The organism is Fodinicola feengrottensis (assembly GCF_039530045.1).
GTDB lineage: Bacteria > Actinomycetota > Actinomycetes > Mycobacteriales > HKI-0501 > Fodinicola > Fodinicola feengrottensis.
In genome coordinates, this window is record NZ_BAAANY010000036.1 from 76,091 (window position 1) to 88,913 (window position 12,823).

Annotated in this window: 12 protein-coding genes; 2 read left to right on the forward strand and 10 right to left on the reverse strand. The window is 68.5% G+C overall.

Annotated features, from left to right (window positions below):
• Window positions 1-5: 5 nt before the first annotated feature.
• The 5 genes from ABD301_RS34495 to ABD301_RS34515 all read right to left on the reverse strand — a co-directional run bounded on the left by ABD301_RS34495 (window position 6) and on the right by ABD301_RS34515 (window position 5,180).
• Window positions 6-638: a TetR/AcrR family transcriptional regulator gene (locus ABD301_RS34495; protein WP_344314378.1), complete on the reverse strand. Its 633-nt coding sequence runs from the start codon at window positions 636-638 to the stop codon at window positions 6-8.
• Window positions 635-2,530 carry a YhgE/Pip family protein gene (locus ABD301_RS34500; protein WP_344314379.1) on the reverse strand — a complete coding sequence of 632 codons (1,896 nt, stop codon included), beginning with the start codon at window positions 2,528-2,530 and terminating at the stop codon, window positions 635-637. The genes ABD301_RS34495 and ABD301_RS34500 overlap by 4 nt, the downstream gene beginning before the upstream one ends.
• Window positions 2,530-3,195 carry an ATP-binding cassette domain-containing protein gene (locus tag ABD301_RS34505; RefSeq protein WP_344314380.1) on the reverse strand — a complete coding sequence of 222 codons (666 nt, stop codon included), beginning with the start codon at window positions 3,193-3,195 and terminating at the stop codon, window positions 2,530-2,532. Before ABD301_RS34505 ends, ABD301_RS34500 begins: the two co-directional genes overlap by 1 nt.
• 115 nt (window positions 3,196-3,310) lie before the next feature.
• Window positions 3,311-4,390, reverse strand: a complete 1,080-nt coding sequence (trpS, locus tag ABD301_RS34510; RefSeq protein ID WP_344314382.1) for a tryptophan--tRNA ligase — start codon at window positions 4,388-4,390, stop codon at window positions 3,311-3,313.
• 166 nt (window positions 4,391-4,556) lie between these two features.
• A complete protein-coding gene (locus ABD301_RS34515) occupies window positions 4,557-5,180 on the reverse strand; it encodes a maleylpyruvate isomerase family mycothiol-dependent enzyme (protein WP_163567208.1) in 624 nt (207 codons plus the stop codon).
• An 85-nt stretch (window positions 5,181-5,265) separates the two neighbouring features.
• On the opposite strand from ABD301_RS34515, the gene ABD301_RS34520 reads away from it, so the two are divergent.
• A complete protein-coding gene (locus ABD301_RS34520; protein ID WP_279579413.1) occupies window positions 5,266-6,222 on the forward strand; it encodes a sigma-70 family RNA polymerase sigma factor in 957 nt (318 codons plus the stop codon).
• 74 nt (window positions 6,223-6,296) lie between these two features.
• Here the strand turns inward: ABD301_RS34520 and ABD301_RS34525 are convergent, their stop codons facing one another.
• On the reverse strand, window positions 6,297-7,403 hold the full coding sequence (locus ABD301_RS34525) for a S1 family peptidase (RefSeq protein ID WP_163567206.1): 1,107 nt from the start codon (window positions 7,401-7,403) through the stop codon (window positions 6,297-6,299).
• 171 nt (window positions 7,404-7,574) lie between these two features.
• Window positions 7,575-8,414, reverse strand: a complete 840-nt coding sequence (locus ABD301_RS34530; RefSeq protein WP_344314383.1) for a class I SAM-dependent methyltransferase — start codon at window positions 8,412-8,414, stop codon at window positions 7,575-7,577.
• A gap of 364 nt (window positions 8,415-8,778) precedes the next feature.
• Between ABD301_RS34530 and rpsA the strand changes: the two genes are divergently transcribed.
• Window positions 8,779-10,263: a 30S ribosomal protein S1 gene (gene rpsA, locus ABD301_RS34535; RefSeq protein ID WP_344314384.1), complete on the forward strand. Its 1,485-nt coding sequence runs from the start codon at window positions 8,779-8,781 to the stop codon at window positions 10,261-10,263.
• 67 nt (window positions 10,264-10,330) lie between these two features.
• Here the strand turns inward: rpsA and ABD301_RS34540 are convergent, their stop codons facing one another.
• From ABD301_RS34540 to ABD301_RS34550, 3 genes are all read right to left on the reverse strand, one after another.
• Entirely contained in the window at window positions 10,331-11,062 is a 732-nt protein-coding gene (locus ABD301_RS34540) for a ribosomal RNA small subunit methyltransferase A (RefSeq protein WP_344314386.1), read from the reverse strand.
• A 469-nt stretch (window positions 11,063-11,531) separates the two neighbouring features.
• A complete protein-coding gene (locus ABD301_RS34545) occupies window positions 11,532-12,560 on the reverse strand; it encodes an alpha-hydroxy acid oxidase (RefSeq protein ID WP_344314387.1) in 1,029 nt (342 codons plus the stop codon).
• A 27-nt stretch (window positions 12,561-12,587) separates the two neighbouring features.
• Window positions 12,588-12,773, reverse strand: coding sequence for a hypothetical protein (locus ABD301_RS34550; RefSeq protein WP_163567203.1), 186 nt, complete (start codon window positions 12,771-12,773; stop codon window positions 12,588-12,590).
• Window positions 12,774-12,823 lie beyond the last annotated feature (50 nt).

Consider the following 12,823-nt stretch of genomic DNA (forward strand, 5'->3'; position numbering starts at 1 on the left):
ACGGGTCAGTGGCTGGCGCGGGCACGGATCAGCGCGAGCAACTCGTCCCGTACCTCCGCGATAGGCCGGGGCGTACGGGACAGCCGGTTGTCGAGGGCGACGACCAGGGCGGAGCCGAAGAGGGCGCTGGCGGCGAGGCCGGTGTCACGCAGGTCGGGGGACGCGACACCGGCTCGTACGGCCGAGTCCAAGCCGTCGGCGAGCAGGCCGATCACCCGTTCGCGGACGAGCCTGAGTGTCTCGTCCCACTGCCGTTTGGTTAGCCACATCTCGGCGACCAGCAGCTGGCCGTAGCCGTGGTGGGTGTCCACGAACTCCAGTACCACGCCGACCATCGCGGTCATCGCGTCGAGCGGGTCCTTGCCCTGCCTGGCCGCCGACATCGCTTCGGTAAGCCCATCGACGCCGTACGTCAGCAGCGCCTCGATCAGCCCGGATTTGCTGCCGAAGTTGTAGAAAACCGTGCCCTTGGCGACTCCCGCGGCCGCCGCCACGTCGTCGATGGACATCTCCACCGCGCCGCGCTCGGCGATGAGTTCCAGCGTGGCCTGGAAAATCCGGACTTTCGTCGCACCCGCGCGGGCATTGCGACCGTCCTCTTTGGACTGTCCGGGCCGCGACCGCGGCACCCTGCTCATATCACGAGTTCCGGGTGCAGCCGGGACAGCGACCAGGTCCGTTTGCGCCAGGCAGCGTACGTGGTGATGCCGAGCGCCCCGACGCCGAAGGCGAGCAGCACCAACGTGCTTCGGACAATGTCGCCACCGCCGTCGCCGGCGATCAGGTGCCGCAGGGCCGTGACGACATACGACATCGGCAGCAGCGGATGCAGGAACCGCAGGACCGGGGGAGTCGTCTCCCACGGATACGTGCCGCCCGCGCTGACCAGCTGGATCATCAGCGCCACCAGGCCGAGCAGCCGGCCCGGTGTACCGAAGCAGGCCAGGAACATCTGCACCAAGGCGGTGAAAACAAGCGCGGTCAGCACCAGGAAGGCGACCATGCCGACCGGATTCCCGATGTGCAACCCGAGGCCGAAAGCCACCACGGCGATCAACAGAAGTCCTTGCAGGGCACCGATAATCGCGGCCGGCAGCCAGCCGGCGAGTGCGGTGGACAGTGCCGGCGCACGCGCGGCCAGGGCGCGCTCGGACAGTGGCCGCAGCAGCATGTAAAGCACCACCGCGCCGACCCAGAGGGCGAGCGGCAGGAAGTACGGGGCAAAACCGGTGCCGTAGTTAGGCACCTTGTTGTTCGCGACCGTCTGCACCGCCACTGGGTCGCCCATGGTGGTGGCCGTACGGCCGCGGGTGCTCGCGTCCGGATGCGGGATCTGTGCCGCGCCGGAGCTGAGCTTGCTGGCGAGCGTGTGCGCTCCGGTGGCGAGCTTGGTGGCGCCGGTCCGCGCCTGCTGGATGCCGCTGGAGAGCTGGCCGGCTCCGCTGTCGAGCTGGTCGGCGCCAGTGGCCGCCTTATGGATGCCGTTGTGCAGTGCGGGAGCGGCGGCGGCCAGTTGGGCGTTGCCGGCCGCGACCTGGCTGGCACCGGAGGCCAGCTGGTTCAGTTGGGCGGCCTTGCCGGCGACCACGGTCGAGGCAGTCGCAAGCCGTCCGGTGGCCCGGTCGTACTCGGCCATCACCTGCGCGATCTGGCTGTCCGTCAGGCCTTGCTGGCGAAGGCGCTGTTCGACCGCCGTACGGTCCGATTTCAACGTACTGACGGCGGTGCTGAGCGCGGTGTTGGCCTGGTTGCCCAGCGCCGCGATCTTCTTGTCGCCACTGGCCACCTGAGCCGAGCCGGCGGCGAGCTTTTGGGTGGCGGCGGGCAAACCGCTGGTAGAGCTGTCGAGTTGGTGTAGCCCACCGGACAGCTGTCCGGTGCCGCTTTGCAAAGTCCCCGCGCCGGTCGCCAGCTGGCTGAGCCCGGCGGTCAGCTGGTCCGCGCCGCCGGCCAGCTGCGAGCTGCCGTCCGCGGCCTGCAGCGTGGAGGAGTGCAGCTGGGTGAAGCCGATCAGCATGGCGTCGGCGTACTTGGCGCCGGCCTGGCTGGCGACCGCCTGCCGGACCTCGGAGAAGACCTGCTTGCCGATGGTGCCGGCGAGGTAGTTGTTCGCGTCGTTGGTGGTCACGTCCAGCTGCGCCTGCTCAGGGTCGCTGGTGGACGGCGACGCCAGCCGGGACGAGAAGTCGGCCGGGATGGTCAGGGAGAGGTAGTAGCTGCCATCGGCGACACCCTTGGCGGCGTCGGCGGCGGTGGTCGTCTTCCAGCCGAACGCGGCTTTGGAATTGGCCAGCGTCTTGCCGAGGTCGCGGCCGGCGTTACTGTATTTGCCGTCGGTGGTGACACCGCGGTCGTTCACCACCAGCGCCGCCGGGGCGTTGGGCAGCCGGCCGTACGGATCCCAGAAGGCGTAGAGGTAGAGCGCTCCATAGAGCAGCGGCAGCATGAGCACCGCGGCGAGCGCGAGCTTGGGCAGCTTGCCGGTGGTGAACCGGCGCAGTTCGGTGCCGGCGAGGCGGAGCGTACGCATCAGGCCTGTCCTTCGGCTTCTACCGGCGCTGACACGTCGGCGGTGACGAGTGAGATATATGAGTCGGGGGCGAGCGGCAGCCGGCCGGCGTCGCCGTCGTGGCAGTGCACGGCGATGGCCGTGCCGGCCTCGGTGATGTCGCGCAGCGCCGCCCAGCACTGCTCGGCGTCGGCACCTTTGCCGAGGCCGTTCGGGGCGTCGATGACGACCGCTTTCACGCCTGGGCACTGGGCGGCGATGCGGGTCAGCAGGGCCGTACGTTGGCCGGCCGGCACCGCGTCGGTCCGTGCGTTCCGGTAGTCGCTCAGGCCGCTGCCGACCAGCCACCCGCGGACCGCCGCGCGGTTCGCCGGAAGGCCGCTGAGCTGCAGCGCCTCGGCCACCGTGACACTGAACGGCAGGGCGCCGTCGGGTCCGAAAGGCGCGGCATCGCTGACGATCCGGACCGCTTTGGCGAGCTCGCGCTGATCGGTGCTGCCGTCCAGCCGGACCTGCCCCTGGGTGGGCCGCAGCCGGCCGGCGAGCACCAGGCTCAGCACGGTGTGACCGCTGCCGGCCGGCCCGGTGAGCGCGACCAGGTCGCCGTCGCCGAGCGTCAGGGAGACCGGCGCGAGCGCAGTGCCGCGTTTGGTGCGTACGCCCACCGCGTCCGCTTCGATCTTCATCGATCCTCCGCGAGATATTTGAACTGACCGGCCAGTGCAAATTTATGCCCAGCGGGTACGCCGGGCAACTCCGAACGCGGGTGAGGCTCGCCACGACGACCACGTCACAGCTCCCTCAGTACGCGCCCTTCATCGCCGTACGCACCTGTGCGAGGGTCGCGTTGGCTATGTCGATGGCTCGCTCGTTGCCTGTCCTCAGGATCTGGTGGAGCTGAGCCCGATCCTTTGCGTACTCGGCTCGGCGGGCCCGGATGGGAGCAAGGTATTCGTTGACTGACTCGGTGACCGTCTTTTTCAGCGCGGCCGCGCCGGCCGCGCCGATCTCGGCGGCCACCCGTTCGGGGGTGCGTTGTTGGCCTGATTCCTGTTGCTGGCATAGCGCTGCCAGCAACAGGAGTGAGGCGACTTCGGGGCGCGCGATCGGGTCGTATGCGATGTGCCGCTCGGAGTCGGTCTTGGCCCCCTTGAGCAGCCGGGCGGTCTCGTCGGCAGTGGCGGCCAGCGCGATCGAGTTTCCCCGGCTCTTGCTCATTTTGGTGCCGTCCGTACCCAGCAGCAGCGGTGCGTTGGACAGCAGCGCGTCGGGCTGTGGGAACACCGTGCCGTACCGGTCGTTGAAGCGCCGGGCGATGGTGCGGGTCAGCTCGAGGTGGGGGAGTTGGTCCTGCCCGACTGGGACCAGGTTGGCCTTGCAGAACAGGATGTCGGCGGCCTGATGCGCTGGGTACGTGAACATCAGCCCGCTGACAGCGGCCTGTCGAGAGTGGGCGATCTCGTCCTTGACGGTGGGATTGCGGTTGAGTTCGGCGACCGAGACCAGGCTGAGGAACGGCAGCAGCAGCTGGTTGAGGGCCGGTACGGCGCTGTGCGTGAAGATCGTGCTGCGTGCCGGGTCGACGCCGATGGCGAGGTAGTCCAGCGTCAGATCCTCGACGTGCTCGGCCAGGTTGTCGGCGATGTCGCGATCGGTGAGCACCTGGTAGTCGGCGATCAGGACGAACAAGTCCACGCCGAGGTTCTGTAGGCGTACGCGGTTGTGGAGGGTGCCGAAGTAGTGGCCCAGATGCAGCCGCCCGGTGGGCCGGTCGCCGGTCAGCACCCGGAACTGTGTCGGGTCCTGGCTGATCAGCTCTTCGAGCTTCGCGCTGCGTACCTGGGCGGCTGACAAACCGAGTGTCTGAAGGGTGGTGGTCATGAGTGTCTCCTCGGGTTGGTGGCCGTCAGGACGACTCGAGCCGCTCCGGGAAACGCGAAAGGGCCGTTCGTCCGAACGGCCCTTTGTCATGGGTGAGAGGTGGCCGCTCCTAGGAGGAGCGCCACCAGCTCAGGCATGACGAACGATGCATGTCCACATCGTAACCTCAGCAGCGACTCGCGAGAAGGTCGACACCGTCGCCGTCGAGATCGGCACAGAATGCCTTGCGTCCGGTCATGGCCATGATCAGCGCGATCGTGGGGCCGCTGATCTGCGCGCCGACGCCGGTCGCGAAGGAACCGTCGGTCGCGGTCAAGCGCAGCCCCACGATCCGCCCTTTGGCGAGTACGACCTGGTCAGAGCCCTGGTAGTAGTCGGCGAGCCGGGTGAGCATCTCGATCGGGTACGCCCGCCGGATGCCCAACGGGCGGCGGATGTCCTCGGCGTGGACGACGGATTCGCCCAGCACCGCCATGATCGGCAGCGGTGGTTTGGTGGTGCTGTCGACCACGTCGCGGAACCGCTGGAGGGTCTCGGTCGGGCTGTCGCCGAGTTGTTCGGCCAACCGCATGGACACCTGCTTGTCGAAGTCGAAGCGGCACTTGATGACGCCGGCCAGCCAGTGCACCGCGTTGAGCCGCGCCGACGAGCTCAGATGCGCGAGCACGTCGCGTACGGACAGGCCGTCGCACAGGGACGGGGTCATCCACAGCTCGTCGGTGAGACTCGCCAGATCGGCCGCGAGGGCCGCGCGCTCGGCGTGGACCAGGGACCAGAGGGTGTTCGGCATGTGCACTCGCTCCTGTTGGTTCGGGTTTGGAGGAGGTGACTGCCGGCGTACGGCAGAATCGTCGGTCGTGGGCAATATTGGTGCAGTGGACGATCTGGCACTCGCACAGGGCGGGGACGGCGCGGCCTTCGACCGGCTGATCGCGCCGTTGCGCGGGGAACTGCGGGCACACTGCTATCGGATGCTGGGGTCGATCCACGATGCCGACGACGCCTTGCAGGACGCGTTGCTGCGGGCGTGGCGTGGGTTGGCCCGTTTTGAAGGGCGAAGCTCGCTGCGTGGATGGCTCTACACGGTGTCGACCCGTACGTGCCTGGATCTGGTGAAGTCCCGTGGGCGGCGGGCGTTGCCGATGGACCTCGGCCCGTCCAGCAAGCGCGCGGTTCTGGACTCCAGGCCGCTGACCGAGGTCAGCTGGCTCAGCCCGTACCCAGACGCCGGTCACGAGCGGCGCGAAGCCGTCGAGCTGGCTTTCGTGGCCGCGTTGCAGCACCTGTCCGGCAACCAGCGGGCGGCGCTGCTGCTGTTCGAGGTGCTCGGATTCTCCGCCGCCGAGATCGCCACCATGATGGACACGTCCACCACCGCGGTGAACTCCGCACTCGCGAGGGCCCGACAGCGGATGCCGGCGGCGGACGGACCGGCAGTGCAAGGATGGGCAGTCGGCAACGCGAAGGCGCGGGAGCTCGCCGCCGGCTTCGCCACCGCCCTGCAACGCGGCGACGCCGACGCGTTGATCGCTCTACTCACCGAGGACGTCACCTGGTCCATGCCACCCTTGCCGCACTGGTACGCGGGCATCGCGGCGGTCACCGACTTCGCGGTCGAGGTGCCGCTGACCAGGTGCCCCAGCTGGCGATCTGTGCTCACGAGCGCGAACGGTCAACCCGCCGTCGCCTGCTACCTGGGCGAGGACGCCGACGGGCCGCATCGTCCATGGTCGATCAACGTACTCACCTTGCGCGCCGACCGGATCTGTGCAATCACGTCCTTTCTGGACACCGACCATTTCCCGCTGTTCGAACTGCCGAGTCAGCTCTGATCGAGCCAACCTGTACCCGGAAAAGGGCACCGCGCTCGGCAGGGAGCGCGGTGCCCTTTCTGGGTGGAGAGTCGTCAGCCGGTGACGAGGGTGGCGCCGAGGGCCTGCAGTGCCGGGTTGATGGGCTGGAAATACGTGGTAGTGCTGTCGCCGCCGGACAGGATGCCCTGGGCCTGGGTGCCGGCCACCAGCGAGCCGCCGGAGTCGCCAGGCTCGGAGTGCACGTCCGTCTGCAGCATGCCGGTCACGGTGCCTTCTTCGTACTGCACCGACTGGTCCTTCGCGCTCAACGTGCCGCAGGTCCACTGGGTGGTGGAGCCGGACTTGCAGACCGCCGCGCCGATCTCTGCCTCGGTGGAACCGGCCACCGTGAGCGTGCCGCTGTCGTTGACCACCAGAGGTTTCGGGGTCCAGGCGGACGTGACCTTCGCCAGCGAGTAGTCGTGGCCGGGGAACTGGTGGGCGCTGAAGGTGCCCAGCGCGGTGCTCTGGTCGGCGGCCTTCAGGTCGCTGCCGATGGCCGCGCAGTGGCCGGCCGAGACGAAGCCGCCCTGTACGGAGAAGCCGATCGAGCAGCGGGCCTGGTCGGCGATGAAGTACGCGTCGCCGCCGCGTACGTCCGCGAAGGTGCGTGGCTGCTGGGCCCGCTCGACGATCTTGACCGTGGAGTTGTCGACGCCGGCGGCCGCGATGAAGCTGCGTGCCTGTGCGGTGGCGCCATTGAGGACAGTCATCGTCACGGTGTTGCCGACAGTGTCCTCACCCCAGGTCGCGATCGACTTGGACGCCTTCGCGCGGGCCGCGTTGAGCTTGGCGACCGTGGTCGACAGCTGCTTTTCCGAACGCTTGGCCAGTTTCGCGTCGGCGCCGGCCGTACGAGCCTGGCTGAGGCCGGCCGCGGTGGTCGCCAGCACGACGAGCCGGTTGCTGGTGGCGTCGAAGTACGAGCCGGCGAAGCTGTCGCCAAGCTGGTGGGTCAGTCGCTGCCCGAGGGTGGCCGCGGTGGCCTGGTTGGCCATCCGGGCGATCGCCTGCGGCTGGCTGAGGCCGAGGTCGCGTTGCAGCGCCTGCACCATCGCGGCCGGCGGTGCGGTGGCGTCGGCCGGGGCGGTGATGCCGGCCAGCGCCGCGGTGGCGACGATGGCCACACCAGCGGCGGCGGCGATGCGGGGTATCCGCATAGGTGTCTCCCTTTGTCCGGTTGAACCCATGGTGGTCGGAGCCCACTCTGCGTTCGGCGGACGAGGCAAACAATCCGTGAGGTACCGGGTATGACTACCGAACAAATACCCAAACTATGAGTTTCTGGGGCGAGACAGACTCCCAGCACACTTACCCCGAAACCACTGACCTCAAACGGGTTTGTCGCAGACGAAAATCGCGGTGCCGGGAAAGATCTTGCCGCGCAGCGGGCTCCACTGTCCCCACAGCCGGGCGTGCCCGTCCGGCCATTCCGGCTCCAGCAAGTCGGTGAGAGTGAACCCCGCGCCGACGATTTCCCGGATCCGGTCGCCGAGCGTGCGGTGGTGTTCGGCGTACGTGGCCGAGCCCCGCTCGTCGATCTCCACGTACGGCGTGCGGTCGAAATACGAGCTCTGCGCGACCAGGCCGTCCTCGCCCGGGTCGTCGGGGAAGATCCACCGCATCGGATGGGTGACCGAGAAAACCCACCGGCCGCCCGGTCGCAGCACCCGGAACACCTCGGCCATCAGCCGGTCCGAGTCAGCCACGAACGGCACCGCGCCGAACGCCGAGCAGGCCAGGTCGAAACTCGCGGCGGCGAACGGGAGCGCGGTCGCGGTGGCCTGCACCAGCGGCGGGCGAACACCGGTCGCGTCGGCGCTGACGCGGGCGTGCCGCAGCATGCCGGCGGACAGGTCGGTGCCGACCGCGTACGCCCCCTGCGTGGTCAGCCAGCGTGAACACGGGGCCGTACCGCAGCCGACCTCCAACACCCGGCGACCGGCGACCGCGCCCAGCAGCTGGGCGTCGGCCTCGGTCACGCCCTCCGGGCACCAGACGAAGCTGGCCTCGCCGAGGAAATCGCCGTGCTCGGCCACGTAGTCGTCCGCGTCCGCGTCCCACCACAGCCGGTTGGCGGCGATGCTCTCGGCCGCCGAGACGGGTTTGTGGGCCACCCCGACCGTGCCGAGCCGTACGGTGGCCGAGACGTGTGGGTCGGTGGCGGGCATGCGCCGATCGTACGGGCGCCCTCAGATGGGAGTGTCGCCCGGCGTTTTCGGTGGGATTCTGGGGGAATCGCACTGAATGCGAACCCACCGCCTGAGCTGTGAAGATAGTGCCGGGGGACGTTGGACCTGTCAACCAGGGGCGCGGTACGCTCGAGCGTGCGCCGTGGATTCTGTGTGCCTCAGCAGGGAGCAGGTCCGCGTTCGTCGGTTCGTCCGCGTTTCTAGAGGGACAGCCCGGCATCGCTCCCACCGGTCAAACGGTGGGGCGGATCCGGAAAGTTCCCCCCGTTCGCTGCCCGTTCCGCCGGAAGAGTTCGCGGCAATGGACCAATTCCATAAACCACCCACCGGAGCAACCCCCCAGATGACGAGCAGCACCCAGGCACCCCCGAAGACTCCGCAGGTAGCGGTCAACGACATCGGGTCGGAGGAGGCGTTCCTCGCCGCCATCGACGAGACAATCAAGTATTTCAACGACGGAGACATCGTCGAAGGCACGATCGTCAAGGTCGACCGGGACGAGGTGCTGCTGGACATCGGTTACAAGACCGAGGGCGTCATCCCGTCCCGCGAGCTGTCGATCAAGCACGATGTCGACCCGTCCGAGGTTGTCTCCGTTGGCGACCACGTCGAAGCCCTGGTTCTCCAGAAGGAGGACAAGGAAGGTCGACTGATCCTGTCCAAGAAGCGCGCGCAGTACGAGCGCGCCTGGGGCACGATCGAGCAGATCAAGGAAGCCGACGGTGTGGTCACCGGTACGGTCATCGAGGTCGTCAAGGGCGGCCTGATCCTGGACATCGGGCTGCGCGGCTTCCTGCCCGCGTCGCTGGTCGAGATGCGTCGGGTCCGCGACCTCCAGCCGTATGTCGGCCGTGAGCTCGAGGCCAAGATCATCGAGCTGGACAAGAACCGCAACAACGTGGTGCTGTCCCGCCGCCAGTGGCTGGAGCAGACCCAGTCCGAGGTGCGCAGCGAGTTCCTCAACAAGCTCGCCAAGGGCCAGGTCCGCAAGGGTGTCGTCTCCAGCATCGTCAACTTCGGTGCGTTCGTGGACCTGGGCGGTGTCGACGGTCTCGTGCACGTCTCGGAGCTGTCCTGGAAGCACATCGACCACCCGTCCGAGGTCGTCGAGGTCGGCCAGGAGGTCGAGGTCGAGGTTCTGGACGTCGATCTGGATCGGGAGCGCGTGTCGCTGTCGCTCAAGGCGACCCAGGAAGACCCGTGGCGCCAGTTCGCCCGTACTCACGCGATCGCCCAGGTCGTGCCGGGTCGGGTCACCAAGCTGGTGCCGTTCGGCGCGTTCGTCCGTGTCGACGAGGGCATCGAGGGCCTGGTGCACATCTCCGAGCTGGCCGAGCGGCACGTGGAGATCCCGGAGCAGGTCGTCAACGTGGGCGACGAGATCCTGGTCAAGGTCATCGACATCGACCTGGAGCGCCGCCGGATCTCGCTGTCGCTGAAGCAGGCCAACGAGGGCGGAACGGTCGAGCCGGCCGAGTTCGACCCGGCGCAGTACGGCATGGCCGCTCAGTACGACGACTCGGGCAACTACATCTACCCCGAGGGCTTCGACCCCGAGACCAACGACTGGCTCGACGGCTTCGACAAGCAGCGGGAGGAGTGGGAGCGGCAGTACGCCGAGGCCCAGTCCCGGTTCGACGCGCACCAGAAGCAGATCGCGGCGGCCCAGAAGGCCGACGCGGAGGCCAGTGCCACCGGCGGCACGGGTGGCGGCGGCGGCAGCGCCCCGTCCTCGTACTCTTCGGACACCGACGCCTCCACCGGCGGGACGCTGGCCACCGACGAGGCGCTGGCGGCCCTGCGCGCCAAGCTCTCCGGCGGCAACTAGTAGTCAGCTAACGAACCAGGCCCCGACCGCTCGCCGGTCGGGGCCTGGTTTGTTTTTGTTCGGCAACTCAGGAGTTGACGGTGAGGGCGGTGGCGAGGCGGTTCCATTGCGGCGCGGTCAGGGTGGAGATCGGGGTCGGCGGGTCGATGCCGGTCGAGGTCAGTAGCCGATGCGCGCGTCTGCGTGGGTGGATCTCACCGACGGCCGCCGCGATCGGCAGCCGGGGCTCGGCGAAACCCCGACGGATCAGGTCACGGACCGGTCTGGACAGTGTGGTCGTACGCCGAATGACGAGATGGGCGGCGTCGACGCGGGGTGCGGGGGAGAAGCTCGCCGCTGGTACGCGGGCCGCCACCCTGATCGCGTACGACGCGGCCCAGCCGGCCTCCTCGGCGGTGCGCGGGCAGCTCCGGGCCAGCCGGACCGCGAAGCCCCACTCGACCAGCAGGTCGGCGCCGGTCATCGGGCTGGTCGGGTGCAACAGTCGCCGTACGAGTGCAGTCGACACGGCAAAGGGGACGTTCGCAACTACCGCGTACGGGCGCCTGGGCAGCGGCACGTCCCGCAGGTCTGCGTGCACGACCCGCACCTGACCGGCGAACCGGCGTTCCAGCCGGCGGACGAAGGCCGGATCTCGCTCGATCGCGAGAATCCGCGCACCGGTACGGGAAAGAGGCGCAGTGAGCGCGCCCTGCCCCGGGCCGAATTCCACGATCAGGTCGCCCGCCGCCGGCCGGGCTGATCGCAGCATGGCGTGAACAACTCGTTTGTCGGTCAGGAAATGTATGCCATGGGACATGGGAGTGTCCTCCAGTGAGTACGTCTGGGGAAATGACGAAAGCCACGCTCAGCCGCTGGCTAAGCGTGGCAACCGACGACGTACTTCACTGACCCGTCAGGGGATCAGGGCGTCGCCGGCCTCACCGCACGCGCAGCCGCATGAACGCGGTCACGCCGAAAGTGGTTACTCCCATGGCGGTGACACTAGTGCAGCAGTGCCCCGCACTCCACCGCTTATTGCTACCCCCAAAAATGCCGCCCCCGAATCGAGTCTTCGCGCCGGGTCTGACAGTTTCGGCTCGTAAGAATGTAGGTAACTGACCCCGGTGGGGGTCGGGATGTTGACTGTGGGACTTTGGCCCGCTCCCGGTGTCGAGTGTGGGATTTTGTTCCGCACTCGAGGATCCAGTAGGTGCGCCGCGAAACTGTCGTACGCGCCGAGAACCCTCGATTCGGGGGCGGCATTTTTCGAGTGGGCCGCGAAACCGTCAGACTGGCGGCCGTACGACGAGGTCGCCCGGGACATCAGCGGGCGACGCGGAGCCGGCCAGCGCGAGCGCGTGTGCCAGCTCGGCGGTGAGGTCGGTGAGCAGCCGCTGGACGCCGGCGGCGCCGTCGACCGCGAGGGCATAGAGGACCGGTCGGCCGACGAAGACGGCCCGAGCGCCCAGTGCGAGCGCGGAAAGCACGTGCTCGCCGCGGCGGATGCCGCCGTCGACGTAGACCTCGGCGTCCGTTCCGCTCACGGCATTCGCCACCTCGGGCAGCGCGTACGCGGTCGAGACCGCGCCGTCCAGCTGCCGGCCGCCGTGGTTGGACACCATGATCGCGGACGCGCCGGCCGAGACCGCGTCCCGGGCATCGTCGCCGCGCAGCACGCCCTTCAGGACCACCGGCAACCCGCTGACCTCGCGTAGCCATCCGAGGTCGTCGAGGCTCAGGTCGTCGGCGCGGTCCGGAGAATGGGAGCCCCAGTTCGCCATCGTGCTGCCGGCCGGTACGACGCCCCAGACATCCGGAATCTCGGTCGGCGGTGGCGTCCCGACCACAGGCACGTCGGCGGTCAGCACCACCGCCCGCGCGCCGGCCTCCCGGGCGCGTACCAGCATGTCCCGGCACAGCCCGCGATCACGCAGCAAATACGCCTGCACCCACCATGGCGTGCCGGTCTCGCCGACCTTCGCGAACGGCACTCCGGTGTTGCTGGTGACGCACATCAGCGAGCCGGCGGCGCCCACTCCGGTCGCGGTCGCCGCCTCACCGCAGGGGTCGCACATGACCTGCAAGGTCGAAGGCGAGACCAGGATGGGCGTACGAATCTCAGTGCCGAGCACGGTCGTCGCGGTCGAAACCGCTGAGACGTTCCGCAACATGTGCGGCCGCAAGCGCAGCTGGTCCCAAGCGTCCACGGCCTCCGCCGCGGTCCGCTCGCCGGACGCACCGCGGCGGAAATACTGGTAGACCGAGGGGGAGAGTCTGGTGGCCGCGAGGTCGGCCAGTCCGTCTGTCCAGCGCATGATCCTCATCTTGCCGAACATGGGACGTCAGGTCACCAGGGCCTCGCCCATACCCGCGACGATCGCGTCGACGGTCTCGGCGGGCGACTGCGCGGAGGTGTCCAGCCAGAGGCCGCGGCGAGCCGTTCCGGTCCGAAGCACAGCGTCCATATGAGCAGGTGTCCAGTCGCCGCCATAGCCGGTTTTCGCTCGTACGACCTCGCGTTCGGCCAACGCTCGCGCTGTTCTCCGATCGTGCCGCAAGGCACGGATTGGTGGTCCCT

Coding starts and splice junctions, on each gene's coding strand:
- ABD301_RS34495 (WP_344314378.1), bottom strand. CDS start 638: ATGAGCAGGGTGCCGCGGTCGCGGCCCGGACAGTCCAAAGAGGACGGT.
- rpsA (WP_344314384.1), top strand. CDS start 8,779: ATGACGAGCAGCACCCAGGCACCCCCGAAGACTCCGCAGGTAGCGGTC.
- ABD301_RS34500 (WP_344314379.1), bottom strand. CDS start 2,530: ATGCGTACGCTCCGCCTCGCCGGCACCGAACTGCGCCGGTTCACCACC.
- ABD301_RS34525 (WP_163567206.1), bottom strand. CDS start 7,403: ATGCGGATACCCCGCATCGCCGCCGCCGCTGGTGTGGCCATCGTCGCC.
- ABD301_RS34530 (WP_344314383.1), bottom strand. CDS start 8,414: ATGCCCGCCACCGACCCACACGTCTCGGCCACCGTACGGCTCGGCACG.
- ABD301_RS34515 (WP_163567208.1), bottom strand. CDS start 5,180: ATGCCGAACACCCTCTGGTCCCTGGTCCACGCCGAGCGCGCGGCCCTC.
- ABD301_RS34545 (WP_344314387.1), bottom strand. CDS start 12,560: ATGCGCTGGACAGACGGACTGGCCGACCTCGCGGCCACCAGACTCTCC.
- ABD301_RS34505 (WP_344314380.1), bottom strand. CDS start 3,195: ATGAAGATCGAAGCGGACGCGGTGGGCGTACGCACCAAACGCGGCACT.
- trpS (WP_344314382.1), bottom strand. CDS start 4,390: ATGACCACCACCCTTCAGACACTCGGTTTGTCAGCCGCCCAGGTACGC.
- ABD301_RS34540 (WP_344314386.1), bottom strand. CDS start 11,062: ATGTCCCATGGCATACATTTCCTGACCGACAAACGAGTTGTTCACGCC.